Origin of the sequence: Paenisporosarcina sp. TG-14 (assembly GCF_000297555.1) — a bacterium.
GTDB classification, from domain to species: Bacteria; Bacillota; Bacilli; order Bacillales_A; family Planococcaceae; genus Paenisporosarcina; species Paenisporosarcina antarctica.
In genome coordinates, this window is the sequence record NZ_AMGD01000016.1 from 1 (window position 1) to 20,689 (window position 20,689).

The 20,689-nt window shown below is 36.9% G+C and carries 18 protein-coding genes; 12 read left to right on the forward strand and 6 right to left on the reverse strand.

Translation table 11 applies throughout. The features are described 5' to 3' along the window. Positions 1-266: 266 nt before the first annotated feature. The 7 genes from C406_RS0105365 to C406_RS0105400 all read left to right on the forward strand — a co-directional run bounded on the left by C406_RS0105365 (position 267) and on the right by C406_RS0105400 (position 6,042). The gene (locus C406_RS0105365; protein WP_237740516.1) at positions 267-389 is read left to right on the forward strand and encodes a cytochrome C oxidase subunit II; all 123 of its coding nucleotides are present in this window, start codon (positions 267-269) and stop codon (positions 387-389) included. A gap of 16 nt (positions 390-405) precedes the next feature. Next, positions 406-873, forward strand: a complete 468-nt coding sequence (locus tag C406_RS0105370; protein ID WP_017379570.1) for a cytochrome c oxidase subunit II — start codon at positions 406-408, stop codon at positions 871-873. A 2-nt stretch (positions 874-875) separates the two neighbouring features. After that, positions 876-2,522, forward strand: a complete 1,647-nt coding sequence (locus C406_RS0105375; protein WP_017379571.1) for a b(o/a)3-type cytochrome-c oxidase subunit 1 — start codon at positions 876-878, stop codon at positions 2,520-2,522. Between the two features lie 308 nt (positions 2,523-2,830). Continuing rightward, positions 2,831-4,351: an aldehyde dehydrogenase gene (gene adh / locus C406_RS0105385; RefSeq protein ID WP_017379572.1), complete on the forward strand. Its 1,521-nt coding sequence runs from the start codon at positions 2,831-2,833 to the stop codon at positions 4,349-4,351. Between the two features lie 18 nt (positions 4,352-4,369). Continuing rightward, positions 4,370-4,738: a DUF779 domain-containing protein gene (locus C406_RS0105390; protein ID WP_017379573.1), complete on the forward strand. Its 369-nt coding sequence runs from the start codon at positions 4,370-4,372 to the stop codon at positions 4,736-4,738. A gap of 282 nt (positions 4,739-5,020) precedes the next feature. Then, positions 5,021-5,227 (forward strand): hypothetical protein, encoded by a 207-nt coding sequence (locus tag C406_RS0105395; RefSeq protein WP_017379574.1) that lies wholly within the window; start codon positions 5,021-5,023, stop codon positions 5,225-5,227. Positions 5,228-5,316: 89 nt separating this feature from the next. Next, the gene (locus C406_RS0105400; RefSeq protein WP_017379575.1) at positions 5,317-6,042 is read left to right on the forward strand and encodes an SDR family NAD(P)-dependent oxidoreductase; all 726 of its coding nucleotides are present in this window, start codon (positions 5,317-5,319) and stop codon (positions 6,040-6,042) included. Positions 6,043-6,343: 301 nt separating this feature from the next. Here the strand turns inward: C406_RS0105400 and C406_RS0105405 are convergent, their stop codons facing one another. Continuing rightward, positions 6,344-7,702 (reverse strand): DUF4910 domain-containing protein, encoded by a 1,359-nt coding sequence (locus C406_RS0105405; RefSeq protein ID WP_017379576.1) that lies wholly within the window; start codon positions 7,700-7,702, stop codon positions 6,344-6,346. Positions 7,703-8,503: 801 nt separating this feature from the next. Here C406_RS0105405 and C406_RS0105410 point away from each other — a divergent pair. The 4 genes from C406_RS0105410 to C406_RS0105425 are packed head-to-tail and all read left to right on the forward strand — an operon-like array spanning position 8,504 to position 13,122. After that, positions 8,504-9,283, forward strand: coding sequence for a hypothetical protein (locus tag C406_RS0105410; RefSeq protein ID WP_017379577.1), 780 nt, complete (start codon positions 8,504-8,506; stop codon positions 9,281-9,283). Next, positions 9,280-10,512 carry a glycosyltransferase family 2 protein gene (locus C406_RS0105415; RefSeq protein ID WP_017379578.1) on the forward strand — a complete coding sequence of 411 codons (1,233 nt, stop codon included), beginning with the start codon at positions 9,280-9,282 and terminating at the stop codon, positions 10,510-10,512. Before C406_RS0105410 ends, C406_RS0105415 begins: the two co-directional genes overlap by 4 nt. Continuing rightward, the gene (locus C406_RS0105420; RefSeq protein ID WP_017379579.1) at positions 10,509-11,468 is read left to right on the forward strand and encodes a hypothetical protein; all 960 of its coding nucleotides are present in this window, start codon (positions 10,509-10,511) and stop codon (positions 11,466-11,468) included. The genes C406_RS0105415 and C406_RS0105420 overlap by 4 nt, the downstream gene beginning before the upstream one ends. After that, positions 11,458-13,122: a DUF2334 domain-containing protein gene (locus C406_RS0105425; RefSeq protein WP_017379580.1), complete on the forward strand. Its 1,665-nt coding sequence runs from the start codon at positions 11,458-11,460 to the stop codon at positions 13,120-13,122. Before C406_RS0105420 ends, C406_RS0105425 begins: the two co-directional genes overlap by 11 nt. Positions 13,123-13,176: 54 nt before the next feature. Here the strand turns inward: C406_RS0105425 and C406_RS0105430 are convergent, their stop codons facing one another. The 3 genes from C406_RS0105430 to C406_RS0105440 all read right to left on the reverse strand — a co-directional run bounded on the left by C406_RS0105430 (position 13,177) and on the right by C406_RS0105440 (position 16,238). Then, positions 13,177-14,013 carry an aminoglycoside N(3)-acetyltransferase gene (locus tag C406_RS0105430; RefSeq protein WP_017379581.1) on the reverse strand — a complete coding sequence of 279 codons (837 nt, stop codon included), beginning with the start codon at positions 14,011-14,013 and terminating at the stop codon, positions 13,177-13,179. Positions 14,014-14,623: 610 nt separating this feature from the next. After that, complete coding sequence (locus tag C406_RS0105435; protein ID WP_026045616.1) at positions 14,624-15,640, reverse strand: NADP-dependent oxidoreductase; 1,017 nt, start codon at positions 15,638-15,640, stop codon at positions 14,624-14,626. Between the two features lie 100 nt (positions 15,641-15,740). Beyond that, positions 15,741-16,238, reverse strand: coding sequence for a YusW family protein (locus C406_RS0105440; protein WP_017379583.1), 498 nt, complete (start codon positions 16,236-16,238; stop codon positions 15,741-15,743). A gap of 372 nt (positions 16,239-16,610) precedes the next feature. Here C406_RS0105440 and C406_RS0105445 point away from each other — a divergent pair, with 372 nt between their 5' ends. After that, on the forward strand, positions 16,611-18,419 hold the full coding sequence (locus C406_RS0105445; protein ID WP_017379584.1) for a DNA/RNA non-specific endonuclease: 1,809 nt from the start codon (positions 16,611-16,613) through the stop codon (positions 18,417-18,419). A 278-nt stretch (positions 18,420-18,697) separates the two neighbouring features. On the opposite strand, the gene trpA is transcribed toward C406_RS0105445, so the two are convergent. Next, the gene (gene trpA, locus C406_RS0105450; protein WP_017379585.1) at positions 18,698-19,486 is read right to left on the reverse strand and encodes a tryptophan synthase subunit alpha; all 789 of its coding nucleotides are present in this window, start codon (positions 19,484-19,486) and stop codon (positions 18,698-18,700) included. After that, complete coding sequence (trpB, locus tag C406_RS0105455; protein WP_017379586.1) at positions 19,479-20,687, reverse strand: tryptophan synthase subunit beta; 1,209 nt, start codon at positions 20,685-20,687, stop codon at positions 19,479-19,481. Before trpB ends, trpA begins: the two co-directional genes overlap by 8 nt. Positions 20,688-20,689: the final 2 nt, after the last annotated feature.

Genomic DNA, 20,689 nt, shown 5'->3' on the forward strand with positions numbered 1-20,689 from the left:
CTTTTTATACTAAGCTCAGTGAAGCCGATTAAAACGAGTGTGAAGCCGATAAAAATAACCGCGAAGCCGATTAAACCTCTAGCGAAGCGGAATAAACTTCCTATGAGCCCAGTAAGAAGAAATTTTGCATCACTAGTTTAGAGTAATTCAACTAGAATTCGACAAATTTATGAAAAAGCTCGAAAAGTGTGATAAACATCACACTGCTTGTGCTACTAAAGTATTACCCTTAAACATAGGATGAATGAATGGAAGAGGTGTGTGAAGTGAGTAAAAAAAACCAACCACCAGAAATAAATCTAAAAGGAACATTAGTAAGTGTTTTTGTTGTTGGAATCGTTATTTTAGCCATGTGGATAATCGTTTATTTAATGTATGTAGGACGTTGAAAAGGAGTAGATAAGTATGCATCTTCATAAGTATGAAAAAATTTGGTTAGTATTTGGTATCGTATCACTCATAGTGTTTTTAAGTATTGTAGGGGTTAGTGCATTTGCTCACAACCATACACCATCGGGCGGAGTTGATACAATTGACCCCAAAAAAGTAAATGAAACTGCTCCGTTTGATAATCCAGGAGTTACAAAGCTCGATGAGGATACTTATCAAGTTGCTATTGTGGCATTGGCTTTTGGCTATACTGCCCCAGAACTTAAAGTTCCGGTTGGTAAGGAAATCATTTTTAAAGTAACGAGTACGGATGTTGTTCACAGTTTTACCATCGTTGACACAAAAGTCAATATGATGGTCGTTCCTGGTCATATTACAACAAAATCATACACTTTCGACAAACCCGGAAAGTATTTGATTCTTTGTAATGAATATTGCGGAGCAGGCCACCACATGATGTCTACAGAAATTGAGGTGTATTAGTAATGATTGCTGCACAAGATCGCAAGTTAGCTTTATGGAATATAGCAGTAGCATACATTGCATTTTTAATCGGGACATTAGCAGGTTTGCTTCAAGTTTTCATTAGAAATGACGCTCTCCAATTACCAAGTTGGTTAGATTATTATCAAATTTTAACGGCACACGGTGTGTTGCTTGCACTTATTTTTACAACTTATTTTATTTTTGGTTTCTTTATAACAGGTATGAGTAAAAGTCTTGGAAGTTTCGGTCCCAAAGTTCGTTTAGTCGCCTGGATAGGCTTTGCAGTGACAACGATAGGTACCGTATTAGCCACGATTATGATTGTTTCCGGAAAAGCTTCGGTGTTGTATACGTTCTATGCACCATTGAAGGCAAGTGGATGGTTTTACGTAGGGCTAGCCTTGTTTGTTATTGGAACTTGGATTACTAGTTTTGCATTAGTAGGTCATTATATCGTTTGGCGTAAAGAGCACAAAGGTAAATTAAGTCCACTATTCGCCTTTATGGCAATAACAACAATTGTCATGTGGATTATTTCTTGTTTAGGCGTAGTGGCAACAGTTGTATTTCAATTCATTCCATGGGCGTTTGGTTGGGTAGATACGATAAATGTCGAACTAAGCCGCTCATTATTTTGGTATTTTGGTCATCCTCTAGTATATTTTTGGCTATTACCAGCATATATGGCTTGGTATGTAGTCGTTCCGAAATTACTTGGTACAAAAGTATTCAGTGATTCGTTAGCACGTCTGGCATTTGTATTATTTATTCTCTTTTCAATTCCAGTTGGATTTCACCATCAATTAACAGAACCGGGAATATCTGATTTTTGGAAATTCCTTCAAGTTGTATTAACGTTCATGGTAATCGTGCCATCATTAATAACAGCTTTCTCGATGTTTGCTACTTTTGAAATAGCAGGTCGTCAAAAAGGTGGAAAAGGATTATTTGGTTGGATTAAGAAACTCCCATGGAAAGATGTTCGCTTTACATCAATTTTTGTAGCAATGGCGTTCTTTATTCCTGGTGGAGCTGGCGGGATTATAAACGCGAGTTTCCAATTAAATGAATTAGTACACAATACATTATGGATTGTGGGACATTTCCACATTACTGTCGGAACACCAGTAGCCATGACGTTCATGGGTCTAACATTTTGGTTGATTCCATATTTAACAGGTCGTAAATTTTCAAAATCAATGCAAAAGCTTGGTTTTATTCAAATTATTACATGGACAATAGGGATGTTGTTAATGTCGACATCTCAACATATATTAGGACTTCTTGGTGCGCCAAGACGTACCGCATATTCAGGTTATAATGATCATCCTGCTGCACAGGGCTGGTTTGAAGGTCTTATAACTAATCATGTAACAATGGCAGTTGGAGGAAGTATCTTATTCTTATCAGCGATGATTTTAATTTATATTGTTGTTATGTCAATGTTCCTTTCACCAAAAGCTGTACGTGAAGAAGATTTTGTCGACTTTCCAATGGCGGAAAGCGATACTGAACATACACCGAAATTTCTTGAAAACTGGTGGATCTGGATTGGCATTGCATTCGCTCTTATCATCATTGCCTATGCAATTCCGTTGGGCGCTATGCTTGATTATCCTGGTTCAGAAGGATATAAAACTTGGTAGGAGTTGAGCAAAGTGGTCCTCATGTTGTTAACAGCAATTGTTGTCATTACATTAGTAACTGCGATTATAGTTGAAATCAATACATTAGAAGATTAATATTTTAAAAGGTTTGTAGCGAGAATCATCGCTACAAACCTTTTTTTAATGACATTCACAAACTATTAACATATTTACCAAACAAATATGTTGTAATTTTCAATGAAATCTGACAATATGAAGTGGACGGATTTCCTTAATTTAGTATTCTTTTATTCTTAGAATGAAAGCGCATACATCGGGAATTACGAACGAAATGGAGGAATTTGAGAATGGTATATGCAAATCCAAACACAAAAGGCTCGATTGTAACTTTTAAAGAGAAGTATGATAACTATATTAACGGAAAATGGGCTGCCCCAGTAAAAGGTCAATATTTTGATAATGTGACGCCTATTACGGGTAAAAATTTCACTCAAATCGCTCGTTCAACTTCTGAAGACATTGAGCTAGCACTAGACGCAGCTCATGCAGCAAAAGACGCATGGGGCAAAACATCTGTTGCTGAGCGTGCTAATATATTAAATAAAATTGCTGATCGCATGGAAGAAAATTTAGAAATGTTAGCAGTTGCAGAAACATGGGATAACGGAAAAGCAGTACGTGAAACATTAAATGCTGACTTACCACTTGCCATCGATCACTTCCGCTACTTTGCAGGAGCAATTCGTGCGCAAGAAGGATCTTTAAGTCAAATTGACAACGATACAGTCGCGTATCATTTCCATGAACCAATTGGTGTAGTAGGACAAATCATTCCTTGGAACTTCCCGCTTTTAATGGCAATATGGAAGCTCGCACCAGCACTAGCTGCAGGAAACTGTGTCGTGTTAAAACCTGCTGAGCAAACACCAGCTAGTATTCTAGTATTTGCAGATCTAGTGGGCGATTTATTACCTCCAGGTGTATTGAATGTCGTTAATGGTTTTGGGTTAGAAGCAGGGAAGCCACTAGCATCGAACCCACGTATCGGTAAAATTGCTTTCACTGGTGAAACGACGACAGGTCGTATGATCATGCAGTATGCTTCCCAAAATTTGATTCCAGTTACTTTAGAATTAGGTGGCAAGTCACCAAACATTTTCTTTGAAGATGTGATGGATCATGACGATGCATTCTTAGATAAAGCAGTAGAAGGATTTGTTTTGTTCGCATTAAATCAAGGTGAAGTATGTACTTGTCCTTCTCGAGCGTTAGTTCAAGAATCGATTTACGATAAATTCATGGAGAAAGTATTAGCTCGCGTTGAAGCAATTAAAGTAGGTAATCCTTTAGATCCAAATACAATGATGGGTGCACAAGCTTCAAATGAGCAATTAGAAAAAATCTTGTCATACTTAGATATTGGTAAACAAGAAGGAGCAGAGTGTCTAATTGGTGGAGAACGCAATAATTTAGAAGGCGATTTAGCTGGTGGGTATTATGTAAAACCAACTGTCTTCAAAGGAAATAACAAAATGCGTATTTTCCAAGAAGAAATTTTTGGTCCAGTTGTCTCAGTAACAACGTTCAAAACGCAAGAAGAAGCATTAGAAATTGCCAACGATACGTTATACGGTCTTGGTGCAGGTGTATGGTCTCGTAACATGAACACTGCATACCGTTTCGGACGTGCGATTCAAGCGGGTCGCGTATGGACAAACTGTTACCATGCTTACCCAGCGCATGCTGCGTTCGGTGGATACAAAATGTCAGGTATCGGTCGCGAAAATCACTTAATGATGTTAAATCATTATCAACAAACGAAAAACTTACTAGTTAGCTACAGTGAAGATAAATTAGGATTCTTTTGATCGAAAGGAGAATAACCAATGATTGAACGAGTCATTGCGACGGATGCCACACTTGAACTAATTGAATTGTTGAAAAGTAAGCACGGGCCAGTGATGTTCCACCAATCAGGAGGCTGTTGTGATGGGTCTGCGCCTATGTGTTTCCCAGATGGTGATTTGATAGTTGGCGATCAAGATGTGCTACTCGGTTCAATTGGTGATAGTCCTTTCTATATGCACAAAAGCCAATATGACTATTGGAAACATACGCAATTAATTATCGATGTGATAGACGGTCGAGGCGGCATGTTTTCTTTAGAAGGCGTAGAAGGCAAGCGATTCTTAACCAGATCGCGCGCGTTTACTGAAGATGAGTATCGTGAAATACAAGCAAGCTTAAACGTTTAAGTATAAAGCCGTCATGTTGCAAGTGAAAACTTGTAATATGACGGTTTTTTAAAACGGGATATACTAGAATGAAAAGTATTTAAATATACGTTAAATGACCTATAATAGTATTGAAAAGCATTAAAAATGGTATTAATTTAATTTTATTAATCTGCACAGGAAAATGCCAGGAAGTATGCAAAATGAAGGAATTTTAAAAATTAGTAGACAGATAAATACCATTGAGCGAGTCATCATTCGGATAAGATAAGTTACAATAAAAGAAAAAGGGGTGTGTATCATATGGGTTACATTATTTTAGCAATGTTAATTGGTGTCATCTGTTGGACACTTTGGAGATTATTCAATCATCGTCGATTACCTCTAAACTTTTTCACACCATTTGATGATGCAATGGAAGGTAAGAAAGATGACAGCAAATCTACAGCGCTTCAAGATACGAAACACCAAGTAGAGTATGAAGAAACAACTCCAAAAAAAGACCAGTAATGATTCATTCTTAGGTAGTTTGGGGTTTTAAGGAAGAGATGAATTTTACAATTGAATACTAATGAGTTGGCTTGGAAGGGATGGAATAAATGAAGGTTTATGTTATTACGGGTGCGTCAAAAGGAATTGGCTTTGAACTGGCAAAACAGTTGAGCGGATTGGGACATTTCGTTGTTGGTATTGCTCGAACAGAGAGTAAAATAGATGGGGTTAAATTCATTAAGGCAGACCTTTCTGAAACGGAGAAACTCGAATCTCTTACTAATGAAATAATTGCTGCTGCGCCACAACATGCGGTATCGTTCACGCTTATTAATAATGCTGGAATGGTTAATCCGATAGGCTTAATAGGGTCAGTAAACGCGGAAGAAATGACGAATGCAATTGCAGTTAATTTAACAGCACCCATGATTATTTCGAATGCATTTATTTCTAAATTGAAGGATTCTGAAGTATGTAAACGTATCGTTAATATATCTTCCGGGGCTGGTCGTAATGCGTATGAAGGATGGGGAACATACTGTGCAACAAAAGCGGGCCTTGATCATTTTTCACGAGTAGTCGCAACTGAGCAATCAAATGCACATCATCCAGTAGAAATTGTCTCAATCGCTCCAGGTATCATCGACACCGGAATGCAAGAAATAATAAGATCAAGTAAAGAAGAAACTTTCCCACTACTTGATAAATTCATTGAGTACAAAGAACAAGGATTACTAAGCAGTGCACAACAAACTGCACAAAAACTTATCTCATTCATGGAAAACGAAGACTTTAAAGAAGTCGGTCCAATAGTTGATATTAGAAATTATTAGTTTTATTTATTCGATAATGATAGGGATCCTTTCGAAAAACGAGAATTTTCATAATTAATTGCACCGCATTTGCGGTGTCTTTTTTTACTCAATATTAAGATAGGAATTTTTCCTTCAAAAGTTTTGTTACCTCTTGAATATTTACACGACCTCTTTATTGAAAAATCCACATTTTATTTAATTCTCCTTTAAGAATGTTCGCTAACCAGAAACCAATTCCTGTTTTATTCATCTAATTAAACATAAACCCCACGTATCTTGAGTACACTAACCAAGTTACGTGGGGTTTTACATGTATGAATTATTTTACTTGATGATCAATACGAATTTGATTCCACAATGCAATACTAACAATTTCTGCAACGTCTTGGAGTTTCTCTTTACTAATCTTGTCGATTTTATCTTCCGGCTTGTGGTACCAAGGCTCTGCTGGATTATGAATGAAGAGTGCAGAGGGAATGCCGACATTTGCAAAAGGTACATGATCACTCCTGTCCCCTTGATTTACTGGTGTTGGTTCACCGTTTAACTTTGTGCTAGCTGCTTGAGCTTGTTGTGTGACAAGATTATGCTTGCCGTCAGCTGTTTGTAAGATTAATTCACCAGCATCCTTACTTCCTACCATATCTAGATTGAAATTCGCAGCTATACGGCTGATTTCATCTTCAGTTAAATTTTCGACGTAGTGAGTAGAACCTAGTAATCCAAACTCTTCTGCACCAAACGTGATAAAACGGATTTCTGTCTCGCTAGGAATATTTTTCATTACACGTGATAGTTCAAGTGTCATTGCAGCTCCCGATGCATTATCATTTGCACCCGGCGCACCTGCAACTGAGTCGTGATGTGCGCTAATCACAATAATATCTTTGTCTATCTTACTGGATGTTGTTACTTGTTTTTGGTTACTTGTTGGCATCTTTGTAGCAATGACATTATGTGAAATATTTTTTTGAGATTTTGAACCTTTTATTGTTATTGATGCATGTGTACTTGGATTATTGTTAATATGTTTCACCAACTCGTCACCTTCAGCTTCTGTTAATAACACAGCTGGAACAAATGCCTTATTTACTTCGCCAAGGCTACCCATGACTGTGCCAGGAACATTGTTGTAAAAGATTGCACCTACAGCACCTTTTGCAATAACGTTAGACATTTTATCATTGAAACTAATCTCACCACGTTCCAATAGTGCAATTTTACCGGTTAAATCTAGATATTGTAGCTCTTCAACTTTACCAAGTCCAGCTGTGACAATTTCACCAGATACCTGTCCACTTATCGAATATTCCAAAGCCTGTGGATCTAAACTTTTTGTAAAGCTATCTATAGACAATTTAATGGTGTGAGGTGCGGTGTAATCAGTGAAAGTGAAAGCTTGAACTTCAGTTTTATAACCATATGATTCAAAACTCTTTTTGATATAGGCAACAGCAGCATCTTCTTGCTCTGTACCCGCAACTCGAGGAGACTTGGATAGGAATTTAATATTGTTAAACATCGAGTCGGAGTCAATTGTTTGTAAAATTGCGGCTTCAAGATTAACTGATTTTTCAACTTGTAAAGAGCTGTAATGAGTCGCGAGAGTCGCAATGGGAGCAACCGTGCCAAGTGCTAAAATCGCTACAAATATAACTTTAAATATGGATTTTTTCATTTTAATCCTCCCAAATAGTAATTGTATTAGGATGAACAAAAATGAGATTTTTACTTGTTAAAATTAATTTATATTTTCACTTTAAATAATTGCAAGTCTATTGATTTTTTTCTGTTTGTATTCCTAGGCGGAAATCCTCCAATAGTACTGGATTACTTTGAAACTTTTTCATCCATAAAGACATGAACCCTATTTTAAGAATGACAATTGAATTTTCTCCTATTGTCATTGCTCTTCTAGCAATCCCTCACTCTCTCTAATATATTAAAACCATTTCAAATTAACCCCTCTAAAGTAGAATTGATTCGGTACAAAAGTATACCTTCTCTAGACAAGAGTAGTAGATTAGAGTACCCAAAAGTTGAATGATTCAGTAGACAGATGATTTCAAAAGAGCACACTTCTGAGTGAGGATAACAATAATACATTCTCTTATAATTTAATTAAGCAGTGACAAGCCAAATCCTACTTCTATTTTCCTTATGAAACCCAAAAAGATAGGCATAAAGGTAAATTTCGACAATTTTAGAGTTTATAGTGCATAAATAGAACTATATGAATAACACAGTGCGACAATATTTATGGCGCTATATAGTTATAATGATGTATATAATTGGTATTAATAAGGACTTATTGCTACCTTTGCATCATCTTAATTTTGAATTATCTAGATTATTGTATGGTGTCATAAATAAAATAGATTGGAAATAATTTAGAGAGGAGATATAGAAATAGATTCGATAAGCCTAAAAATTGATAACAATTTATTATAAAAAACATGACTAGAAAGTAGGGAATTAAATGAGGTATCTAAATAACATGTTAATTGCAATACCGTTTATTCTCTTTGTATACGCTCAAGTGTTTGCACTATATTTCTTACCGCAATCCCTTGTGCTGATACATATCGTTGTTTTGGCTAGCATGATTATCATTCTATTCCTCATAAAATGGAATTGGTCATTTATGTTTATTGTTAGTACTACTCTGGTGTACGGATTTACTTTAACGGGTATGGCGTTTACTGGGAATTATCTGCAACAACAGCAGATAGAATTTATATTATTGAATATTGTTTACTTTGTGTCTATTCTTTCTATTTGGTATTCAGCTCATCATCTTCAGAAGTTGAAAATAACATTAGAGTTTGAAAAATTAAAAAATTTCGAATTACAGAAGTTTGTAAGTACCCACTCTCGTTTACTAACGAATAAAGAATTCTCAGAACAAGTGTCAATTAATTTAGTGGGATTAAAGCGAAGAAATGAAATGGGCTATTTAATGCAAATAAGTGTAAAAGTAAACAAGAATAAGGAACAAATATATAAAAAAATACTGGCGGAAGTCATTGAGGATAGCACGAGAGATCAGTTTGACTTTTTTACCTTGACTGACGCTTCAACATTTCTTGTTTTCTTACAAAATACAAGCGAAGACGGATGTCAGATTGTGCAATCTCGAGTAATAGATAAATTAAGGGGAAAAGTGAACATTACTGAACTCCCTGTAAATTTCACTACGAAGCGAGTTGAATACCTACAAGACGCGAAATCACATTTAAAGGTAGGGAGTTTTGCATGAAAATAATTTTACTTAGTGTCATCATATTTTTTGGATTTCTGCTGATATATTATTCAATCTTAACGATAGCAGGAATTTACTTTAGACAAAGAAAGATCATTAGGAAAAAATTAGACTTCTATCCGTCAGTGGCCATACTTATTCCAGCGCATAATGAAGGAATTGTTATTAGTAACACGTTGGAAGCCATGTTAAAACTCACGTATCCTGGAAAAATGGATATTTACTTACTTGATGATCAATCTACCGATGAAACAGCTGAAATTGGTCGAGAATTTTCATCATCCTTTTTAAATTGTCACTATGTTCAAGTACCTGACGGGAATCCAAAAGGGAAATCTCGTGTATTAAATTATGGTCTTTCCATAACCGAATCAGATTACTTCATTATCTATGATGCTGATAATCAACCAAACCATGATGCGTTAAAGCTTCTGGTTGAGGTTGCTGAACAGACTCCCAACGCAGCGGGTGCAATTGGTTATGTTCGGACAATTAATCAAGAAAAAAATTTATTAACACGTATGATTTCAATTGAATTTCAAGTCTTTCAATTACTAATGCAATGCGGCCGTTGGGCTCTTTTTAAAACAGGATCACTTCCAGGGACAAATATGTTATTGAAGAGATCGGTAATTGAAGAGGTAGGTGGATATGATCCATACGCGTTGGCAGAAGATGCTGAACTGACCATTCGTATTACAGCTAAAGATTACCTTTTGCCAATTGTACCTGAAGCGGAAACCTGGGAACAAGAACCCGAAAATCTAAGAGCGTTTATTAAACAACGGACTCGATGGTTAATCGGGAACTTGTATCTACTTGAGAAATTATTTTATGATCCCACATATTGGCGGGGAAAAGTTTTGTATCATACGGGACAACATTTATTAACCTATTTCTTTTTCGTTATTATGTTACTTTTTTCAAACACTTGGTTTGTATTAAGTTTAATTGGCGTGGACTTACCTGTACTGACGCAACCACTAATAATGATTTGGTTTTTAAGTTATTTGGTATTTTCGTTCCAAGTAGTAGGCAGTATGATATTTAATAAAAATACATCAGCTATTAATTTAATAGTAGGCATGATTATGTACTTCACTTATTCACAACTATTTTTGATACTTCTATTTCGTGCTATCTATTCTTATTCAATCAACCGTGTACGCGGTAAAACGATTGCTTGGGATAAAACGAAGCGTTATAAAGAAGAACATGTACAATGATGAAAAAGTTTTCTATTGTAATTATCCTGATTTTCAGTATTGGAGGGGCCATGATCTATCTTAATTTAAACAGTTTAGATGCAATCGAAACTATTGAAATGAAATATGCGACTGATGAAGGTTTAATTAAAAATTACTCTCAAACAGATAAGCCAGAATATCTTCTTGAGAGTACAGGGCTGTATATGGAACTTCTTTTACAACGAAAAGAAAAGGTTCGTTTCAATGATCAAGTAAATGTATTAAAAAAATTTTTTATCGTTAAAGTTGATAACGAACTCTTTATCAAGTGGAAAACTGGTTCAGATATCTCTGTTAATGCATTTATAGATGATATTCGAATTATCCATATTCTAAGGCAAGCTGCGGATATATTTGATCGTCAAGAGTATCGAATATTAGCCGATGAATTAACGCAACCTATTAAGAAATATCAAATTGTTAATAATCAAATTCCTCATTATTACGACTGGAACTCGAAATATCCAGCACCAACAATGGTAAATAGTTATTTACATGATGACTATTTAAAAATTCTTGTACTAGACAGACATCCTTCACCGAATATAGATGGTTTGTTTTTTGCAGAAGAACAAACCATTCAAAATAATAAACCAATTTCATCTGAAGAGGCACATATGGTCGATCAACTACTTATTGCCACATATTGTATAGATAAATCTTGTGAAAATCCTCAATTTCATGGATGGCTAAAAAAACAATGGGACGAAAAAAAATTAATAAATGGTCGCTATAATAAAAAAAATGGTGAGCCGACGGTAAATTATGAATCTCGCGCAGTTTATGCGCTGGCTGTTCTTTATTTCAATAAGACTCAACCATCTATAGCGAAAGAAATCTTAAAAAGAAAGTCATCTTTTTTTAGTAATAGAACCGATTCAAATACACATTTTTTTGATTATGTTCATGGGGTGATTGTAAGCTATGAAGAATAAAATAACTTTGGTGTTAATCGTATTAGTGAGTACCTTATTATTTCCTTTCAGCGCTTTAGCTGCAGAAAAACAAGACCGTGCATTAATAATATCTACTTCAAATGATATAACAGAAGTTCGTATACTAGATACGATTATTAGTAATTTCACAAGTGATATTACAGTTAAATCTGATGAAGAGTCTATTAAATTAGATGAATACACGCACGTATTTTATGTAGGTACTATAAATAAGAAGATTTCCACTGACCTTATTAATCAAATGGAAAACTTTCAAGGGAAAGTTATCTTCTTCGGTAAAAATGTAGAACAATTAAAAAAGCGATTTGCGTTTGTAAAAACTTTTAAGTATGAAACTATCCGTTCCGTTTCAATACCAAAATCAACCATTAGAACGGAGATAGAAGAAACACGCATAATTAAAAAAATAGAAGTAGTAGGAAAAAATCAAGAAATTATAGCTAGTGGGGATGATACGAAACCTTTAATTATTAAAGACAATGATTCATATTATGTTGGTACTACTACCTTTCATAATCCTATAGGTATGGTAATAGGGGAAGCCCTATACGAAGTTTTTGGCAAACAACCGAATAGTGAAAGAGTAAAATATTTACGATTAGAAGATATCCATCCGAAAGTAGACGCAGCAAATCTTAAAGAGGTTGCCAAATACTTGAAGGAGCAGAATATACCTTATTTAGTAACAGTTATCCCTGTTTACACATCACCAAAGACACAAGAAGAAATTAACTTATCTGATGTTCCAGAGTTGGTTAAGGTATTGCAATATATGCAAAAAAATGGTGCGAGCTTTATTTTACACGGATACAAACATCAATATAGAGATACTGAAACAGGTGAAGGATTCGAATTTTGGGACGTTGATAATAATCGACCGGTGTATCAATCAAAAGATGATAAAATAGTTATTCCTACTAATGAAGTTCAACAACAAAAACTTGAAGACTATGAAAAAAAGTATATTGAAGATGCAATTCAAAATGGGGTTGAGGAAATGATTTCACATCGGTTGTATCCACTCGCTTTTGAACCATCGCATTATGCTATGTCACAAGCTGGTTACAAAATAATTGCAGAACATTTTTCAACATACGTAGGGCAGTTGCAAATTACAGATCAATCAAGAAAAAGTACCTATAGCTTGATTACTGACGGAAAACCTAGTTTCTTACATGGCATGAAACTAATTCCTGAAACAATGGGCTACATTGATAAAGACATTAAAAATCCTAATAATCCATATGAATTAAGTCTTAAGAATATGAAGGCTAAAGGTGACGACATCGCTCAATACTCAGATTCTTATTTCGCTGCTTTCTATCATCCTTATCTAGGGTTAGATACTTTAAAAGAAGTATTAAGCATATTAAACTCTTATCCCAACACCACATGGCTTGACCTAAAGCAGTCGACTAATGAAGTAAAAGTTGATGATATCCTTATTCAATCCAATAATGGGGAAATTACAATCGAAAAAGACATATTGTCAAGTGAGTATGAAACAACTATAGTTGTTAATCATAGCTTCAAATATTTCTTAATAGCTGGCGGTTTATTATTTATTATGGTCATCTACCTTATTACATCTCGTTTTAATTTAAATTCAAGTACAGAAATTAGAAATGAATAGACACGATAAAAGTCCGCAGAAACAGCTTTTCATGTTTCTACGGACTTTACTTATTTATTTTAAAGTTTGCATAATATCTTCAGGAGGATTGTTTTTCAACCACTCCTCACCAAAGGTTATTAGAGGCTTTATCTGAACGACGCGGCAGTCAGCTTGACCTAATTTCCCTGCGTAACTTGCAGCAGGATATGCTTTCTCAAATGCTTCACCAAGTTCTGGGAAACGATCAGAATCCCCATCAACAGATTGGTACTCAATCCATTGACGTTCGCCATCGACTAACATAGCCGCTCCTTGATTGGTATACGTTTTATGTTCAAGCAAATATTCAGATAGATGCAAAGCCGTACATGAATCATAACCAACGCCTAGTAAAAGAATTTTGACGTTTTCATTTAAAATTTTCCCTAGGGGAGAACCCAAACCAAATGAATCTTCCAGGGGGTGGTCATTCATCCATTCTTCCGCATGTTTACCCCATGCCATAAAACTATGAACGGGATGATTGCTACGTATGGTTTTCGGGTGGCGATGAAAACATTCCGCAATCTTTCCCATTCCACGTAGAGGCGTTAAATGTGGATCATATGCGGGCGTGTGTTGACGAATTGGATCATGCCACTCTTTCGGAACAGGTGGCAACATCCAATAAGAGGGCTCAGAATTTTCCGCAGATTGTGCTGCCATGATAATGGTGCCTTCCGGAGTAATGGTTTCCATCAATGCATCTATAACGGCTTTTGCTCCGCCAGCAATCCAGCCCATCGATTTAATAGATGAATGGACCATAATGGCGTCTCCTGCCTTTATGTCAAGAGTATGTAATTGTTGTTTTAACGTTTCAACCGATTGAAAAGAGGTTGTTTCTTGTACCCGATCAAATTCACTCATAGTATAGGCCTCCAATCATTGATAGCTTAATTGTATAGGAGAATGAGAAATATTGAAATGTGCTAGTTTACACAAATGGGGCTGTCTAATAAGTCTCTACTACAAAAAAAGTGTAGAAAAATAAGTCTGTTTTCTACAGCTATAATTGAACATTGCAACCAGTTTATAATTGCCTGTTTTGCACATGATGAAATTATGGTTGAATGTAGAGGAAGATTGTAAGAAAACCAGGTGCTCCTGCGGTTACTCGTCGCAAAAAAGATTGCTCCTGGAGTTACTCGTCGCAAAGATATTAGGTGAATGACAGGTCGTCCAATATCATTCCAGAGGGAATAGCATGAGTTGAAGACCCCGCAGGTAAGTAAAGGAACTAAGGCTAAGAACGCCACATCGTGTGGCAATGCCTTTGTGACCAACATCCTGTTGGCCTGAGGAGGCTGAGAGGCCATGCCCGCGGAAAGCGTCCGGCTGTTTCTGTTTCTGCATCGCTGCAACTAGCTTCGAAACATGGAAGTGCGTTGGAACGGAAATAAACTCCTACTAAATATAAAAAGGGTACTGCCCTTAGTCATATGTTATGACTTTTAGGACAGCCCCATTTACAATTCAACTATTTTTCAATTTCAGATACTTTCACAATGGCTTTCCCTAGGTTTTTACCTTTAAAGAGATCCAAGAATGCGTCGATCGTATGGTCAAAGCCTTCTGTAATTGTTTCCTCATACTTCAGTTTTCCTTCTTTTAACCAACCTGCTAACTCACTTACACCTTCGCCAAAACGAGGCGAGTAGTTACCGATAGTAAAGCCTTGCATCAATGAGCTGGTCTTAATTAAATAACCCTGTACACGTGGTCCTAAATCTGGTCTTTCGTTATTGTAGGAAGAAATCGCACCACACACAGGAATTCGCGCAAAATTATTCAACAGTGGGAAGATAGCGTCGGCAATTTCACCGCCTACATTTTCATAATAGACGTCTATGCCATTCGGACATGCTTCACGTAATGCTTCAGCCACATTTTGTGTTTTGTAATTAATTGCTGCATCAAATCCTAATTCATCGATTAAAAACTTCACTTTTTCGTCTGAACCAGCTATGCCGACAACTCGAGCACCTTTAATTTTCGCGATTTGTCCAACGATTGAACCAACAGCTCCTGCTGCTCCTGAAACGACAACCGTTTCACCTTGTTGTGGCTTCCCAATATCCAGTAAACCAAAGTAAGCTGTTAATCCAGTCATACCTAGAACACTTAAATAAGCGGAGGCAGGGGCACGGGTATGATCAATTTTGCGAACCGTATTTTCGTTTGCAATGCTGTATTCTTGCCATGGCAGTGCACCTAGAACGACATCACCTTTTTTAAAAAGCGTCGACTTGGAAAATACTACTTGAGCAATAACACCACTTGAAATCATTTCGTTTAACTCAAACGGAGCAATATAAGATTTCGTATCATTCATGCGTCCACGTAAATAAGGGTCGACTGAAATATAAACAGTTCTTACCAGTACTTCGCCTTCAGACGCTTCACCAATTGGGGCAGTTACCATCTTAAAATCTTCTTTTGTTGGTGTTCCCTTTGGACGATTAATTAATTTAATTTGTTTTTGCATTTTTCTCATCCTTTCACTTACTAAGTAACGTGTATGTAGTAATGTAACTTACTTGGCGATTTTTTTCATGAAAAGAGTCCTCAACCAAAGTTAAGGACTAGATTTTGTGCTATTTTACGTCTTCAATTTTTTTGTCTTCACCATTTTCCCATGTGATATCTATATCTATTTTGGTGTAATTGTCGTTGATATTAAAAACAGTAATAATTCGCTCCATAATTTCTTCATCCGTCATATCTTCATTTAATTGTAGTTCATCCAGAAAGGGTTTCAACTTTGCCATTGCAGCTTGACCTGTGACGTCACTATTATCGTCATCTACATTTTTATATTCGGCATCCGTTGCATCTTTCTCTTCCTCGTAATTAACATCGAGCGCTTCTTCTTGTTCTGGATAATCGACTTCGAGTTCAAACTTTGTAAACCCAAAAGCTTCACCAGTTGCAGCTGGATCTTCACCGGGTGCTGTTTCTTCGATATCATTGCTCGTATCGTTATTGGTAACATCTTTTGTTGCTTCGTCCTTATCCTTCTCTCCACAAGCTCCTAAAATCAAGGCTAAAGATAACAATAAACTTGTGAGTATTGATGTTTTCTTGAGTCTCAAACGAATCATCCTTTCAATATAAATCCTAATAATTGGTATACCCTTAGAACAAAAAAATATTCAGTATTAATAGGGGTAAATGAATACTGGGTTAGTTTTTCGATAATATAGATGTAATGAAATTTAGGGTATTTGTATCCAGTGGACTTGAGTGATCGGCAAACACACAAAAAAGAAACAGTTTCTTTGAAGGGAAAACTATTTGAATTAGAGAAGTAATTATAGAGGTAATAATTACATGTAAGAATAGAGCAATAACGAAAATCAGATGTCGTTGATTTAGATGGCATAAAAAACGAAACAAATACGTTTTCGATTGAATTGAATAAACTCACGTATTACCTCTTACTAAATATTTCAAGGAGGTTAGACATGTACATTAAAAAACTTGACGAATTTCAAAAATTTAATATGAATATTTTAGAGTTGCAACAACAACAACAACAGCAAGCATTAAAGCGTTATATTTTGCGTTCGGATGAACGGGAACGAATGGCTAGTGAACTGAAATCTAAAAATCCTTTGGAAGTAGATACGCCTGAGCGAGTCGCACTTCGTAAATCGATTATTAAACCACATGATGGACTCGCGATAGAGCGTATTATTGGCCGAGAAGATTTATTTCCTATCTCTTATCTTGAAGCGGGTCTAAAAGCTGCCAATTCTGTTTGTAGAATCGAAATCCGTGACCGTATAGGCAGAGTTCTAGGGTACGGTACAGGATTTCTTGTTTCACCGTCTTTATTGCTTACAAATAATCATGTATTGGAGAACTATGATACCGCTCAGTCCAGTGTCGCGCAATTTAACTATGAAGTTGATCTTGATTTAAAGGAACGTCCGATGAAAAGCTTCCGTTTAACACCCGAACGTTTCTTTATTACGGATCAGAAGCTTGATTTCACATTAGTCGCTATAGAGGAAGTGTCTGATGATGGCACAAAATTAAGCAATTTTGGGTTCTTGCCTCTCATCTCGCAAACAGGGAAAGCTTTGGTTGGTGAATATGTATCAATTATTCAACATCCTTCTGGTGCACACAAAGCTGTAGCAATCAGAGAGAATCAAATTTTAGATGTATTTGACAATTATATTCACTACACAACAGACACCATGCCTGGTTCTTCCGGTTCACCTGTATTTAATGACGAATGGATCGTAATCTCCCTCCACCATGCAGGAGTTCCAAATCCAAAGAACCCGGCTGAATTCATAGCCAATGAAGGAATTCGAATCAGTAGTATTCTCCAGTTTGTCACGGAACAATGCTCAAATTTAAATGGTGCTCAAAAATTATTAATTAATTTTATCGAGCAAGGGTGTGAAGTCCCCGAGTATACTAATGAAGAGATGGTAGTTGAGGATTTAAGTGACTCATGGTATGAAGGTTCGACCGGTTATGACGCGAGATTTCTAGGTGACGAACATGAATTGCCACTTCCGACATTCATGTCTGATCTTGAAGATGATATTGCTCAGTTACAAGACGGAAGCAATGTGCTCAATTATACGAACTTTTCAATTGTCATGAGCAAGTCACGCCGTTTAGCATATTATACGGTGGTAAATATTGACGGTAATCAATTGATAGATATTGAACGTAATAATAAATGGTATTTCGATTCTCGCATTAAAATAGAGTACCAAAGCGGTCCTGAAATATATAAAAATAATCCGCTTGATCGGGGACATCTTGTCCGCAGGCGCGATCCTATTTGGGGGGAGTCAGCGGAAAAGGCGAATAAGGATACGTTCCATTTTACAAATTGTGCTCCACAGCACAGTAATCTGAATCAAAAAAGCTGGCTGGATCTGGAGAATTATATTTTACACAATGCTAAAAACTCAAATCTTAAAGTGACAGTGTTTACAGGACCAGTTTTTAAGGTAGATGACATTACTTATAGAGGAATTCAGATACCTGCAGAGTTTTGGAAAATAGCTGTAATTGTTAAGGAAGATGGGAACCTATCTGCAACAGCTTATATGCAGACTCAAAAAAATCTTACTGAGGATTTGGAATTTGCATACGGTGAATATAAAACGTACCAAGTACCAATTTCCAAAATTGAAGCGATGACAGGTCTTGATTTTGGGGGGTTACGTGATCACGACCCAATCAATCAATTAGAATCGTCAATTGGATGTGTCATTAAGAAATCAGGGGATATCAAATTTTAATGAAACCAGATTGAGAAAAAAGTATCGCTTTTAGCGATGCTTTTTTCGTGCAGAATAATTTGCGCGAGACGCAGGAGGTCAAATTAGTTAGGATCAAACGATTTCCATTACTTTCGACAAAGCAAAAACCAGATTCATCCTTAACTAAAGAGCGCAATCACATAGAATTTAGGCAAAACCAGTTTTAATCGGCTACACAAGGGTTTTATTCCGCTACACCCAATTACCTCCTAAAAAAAGACCTCTTGCGCGAGCGCAGGAGGTCTAATTAGTTAGGATCAAATGATTTCCACTGCTTTGGAAGCAGCAATTAAAGCGCGAATACTATCCAAATCACCCGTATGCAAGGCATCAACAATTCGACTGCCTACAATAACACCATCGGCTAGTTTGCCCATTTCTCGAACTTGCTCAGGTGTTGAAATCCCGAATCCAGCCATGACCGGAACGGCACTTACTTCTTTTAACTTCGCTAAATGCTCACCGACGTTCGCTGCAAATTCTGCTCGGGCACCAGTGATACCAGTTACCGTTACGGCGTATAAGAAGCCTTCTGAAGCTTTTGCGATACGTTCGATTCGTTCGGCTGGACTTGTCAAACTCACTAATTGGACAAGTGCTAAATCGTGTTTAATAAATTCATCATGCACCATTGTACTTTCTTCAAGTGGCAAATCTGGAACAATCAATCCACTCACGCCAACTTTTGCACAATCCTTGGCAAACGCCTCGATGCCGTATTGAAACACTGGATTCAAATAGGTCATCAAGACAATTGGAATCGTCACTTCATCAAGTAAACGCCCGATTTCTTCTAATACACCACGCAATGTTGTACCTTCAGCTAGAGCACGTTTACCTGCTTCTTGAATAGTTGGTCCATCTGCCACAGGATCAGAGAAAGGAATACCAAGTTCAACCGCAGTGGCACCAGATTGTTGAAGGAATAGTAATTGCTCACGAAGTTTCGACAATCCACCGTCACCGGCCATAATATACGGAATAAAGGCTCGGCCACCAGTTGCAACTTGTTTTTCAATCGCCGCTTGTAATTTATATTTAGTCATTCAATCCACCTCCAAGGGCGTCACGGACAGTGACAACATCTTTGTCTCCACGTCCTGATAAACAAATCACGACAATTTCATCTGTGCTCATCGAAGCAGCCAATTCACCAGCAAAATGAATCGCATGTGCAGATTCAAGAGCGGGGAGGATACCTTCAGTTTGAGCGAGCATTTTTACAGCCGCTAGAGCTTGTTCATCAGTTACGGCTGTATATTTTACACGGCCGCTTTCATGTAGGTAGCTATGTTCGGGTCCGATACCAGGATAGTCGAGTCCTGCTGAAATGGAATGAGCTTCTTGAATTTGACCTGCATCATCTTGCAGTAGATACATGAGAGCTCCGTGCAACACTCCTACAGAACCTTTTGTTAATGTGGCAGCGTGTTTATCAGTTTCTAATCCTGAACCGGCAGCTTCGACACCAAATAATTTTACATCTTGATCATTAATGAATGGATAAAACATTCCCATAGCGTTACTTCCGCCGCCTATACAAGCAACGATTGCACTGGGTAGACGACCTTCTTTTTCAACAATTTGCTTACGAGTTTCATCGCCAATGACACGCTGGAAATCACGCACAATCTTAGGGAAGGGGTGAGGGCCAAGTACGGATCCCATAATATAGTGAGTATCACCAACATTCGTCACCCAATAACGAAGTGCTTCATTTACCGCATCTTTTAACGTTCTGCTGCCTTGCGTCACGGTAACGACTTTTGCCCCTAATAATTCCATACGGAAAACATTCAATTGCTGACGACGAACGTCTTCTTCGCCCATGAAGACGACACATTCTAAATCAAACAGCGCACAGACTGTTGCTGTTGCCACGCCATGTTGACCCGCGCCAGTTTCAGCGACGATTTTACGTTTACCCATACGAACGGCAAGTAAAGCTTGGCCAATGGTATTGTTAATCTTGTGTGCACCAGTGTGATTGAGATCTTCACGTTTTAAATAAATCTTTGCGCCACCCATTTTTTTCGTTAAGCGCTCTGCAAAGTAAAGAGGATTCTCTCGCCCAACATAATCTTTTAAGTAATAACGGAAATCTTTTAAAAATTGTTCGTCCTTAATCGCTAATTCATAGGCTTCTTCTAATTCAATCACTGCTTGCATCAAGGTTTCAGGTACAAATCGTCCACCGAATCGACCATAATGACCAGTTGCGTTAGGTTGGTTATAAGTTGTTGTCATCC

Coding starts and splice junctions, on each gene's coding strand:
- C406_RS0105435 (WP_026045616.1), bottom strand. CDS start 15,640: ATGAGAAAAATGCAAAAACAAATTAAATTAATTAATCGTCCAAAGGGA.
- C406_RS0105425 (WP_017379580.1), top strand. CDS start 11,458: ATGAAGAATAAAATAACTTTGGTGTTAATCGTATTAGTGAGTACCTTA.
- C406_RS0105405 (WP_017379576.1), bottom strand. CDS start 7,702: ATGAAAAAATCCATATTTAAAGTTATATTTGTAGCGATTTTAGCACTT.
- C406_RS0105375 (WP_017379571.1), top strand. CDS start 876: ATGATTGCTGCACAAGATCGCAAGTTAGCTTTATGGAATATAGCAGTA.
- C406_RS0105415 (WP_017379578.1), top strand. CDS start 9,280: ATGAAAATAATTTTACTTAGTGTCATCATATTTTTTGGATTTCTGCTG.
- C406_RS0105420 (WP_017379579.1), top strand. CDS start 10,509: ATGATGAAAAAGTTTTCTATTGTAATTATCCTGATTTTCAGTATTGGA.
- C406_RS0105410 (WP_017379577.1), top strand. CDS start 8,504: ATGAGGTATCTAAATAACATGTTAATTGCAATACCGTTTATTCTCTTT.
- C406_RS0105445 (WP_017379584.1), top strand. CDS start 16,611: ATGTACATTAAAAAACTTGACGAATTTCAAAAATTTAATATGAATATT.
- trpA (WP_017379585.1), bottom strand. CDS start 19,486: ATGACTAAATATAAATTACAAGCGGCGATTGAAAAACAAGTTGCAACT.
- C406_RS0105400 (WP_017379575.1), top strand. CDS start 5,317: ATGAAGGTTTATGTTATTACGGGTGCGTCAAAAGGAATTGGCTTTGAA.
- C406_RS0105395 (WP_017379574.1), top strand. CDS start 5,021: ATGGGTTACATTATTTTAGCAATGTTAATTGGTGTCATCTGTTGGACA.
- C406_RS0105430 (WP_017379581.1), bottom strand. CDS start 14,013: ATGAGTGAATTTGATCGGGTACAAGAAACAACCTCTTTTCAATCGGTT.
- adh (WP_017379572.1), top strand. CDS start 2,831: ATGGTATATGCAAATCCAAACACAAAAGGCTCGATTGTAACTTTTAAA.
- C406_RS0105390 (WP_017379573.1), top strand. CDS start 4,370: ATGATTGAACGAGTCATTGCGACGGATGCCACACTTGAACTAATTGAA.
- C406_RS0105370 (WP_017379570.1), top strand. CDS start 406: ATGCATCTTCATAAGTATGAAAAAATTTGGTTAGTATTTGGTATCGTA.
- trpB (WP_017379586.1), bottom strand. CDS start 20,687: ATGACAACAACTTATAACCAACCTAACGCAACTGGTCATTATGGTCGA.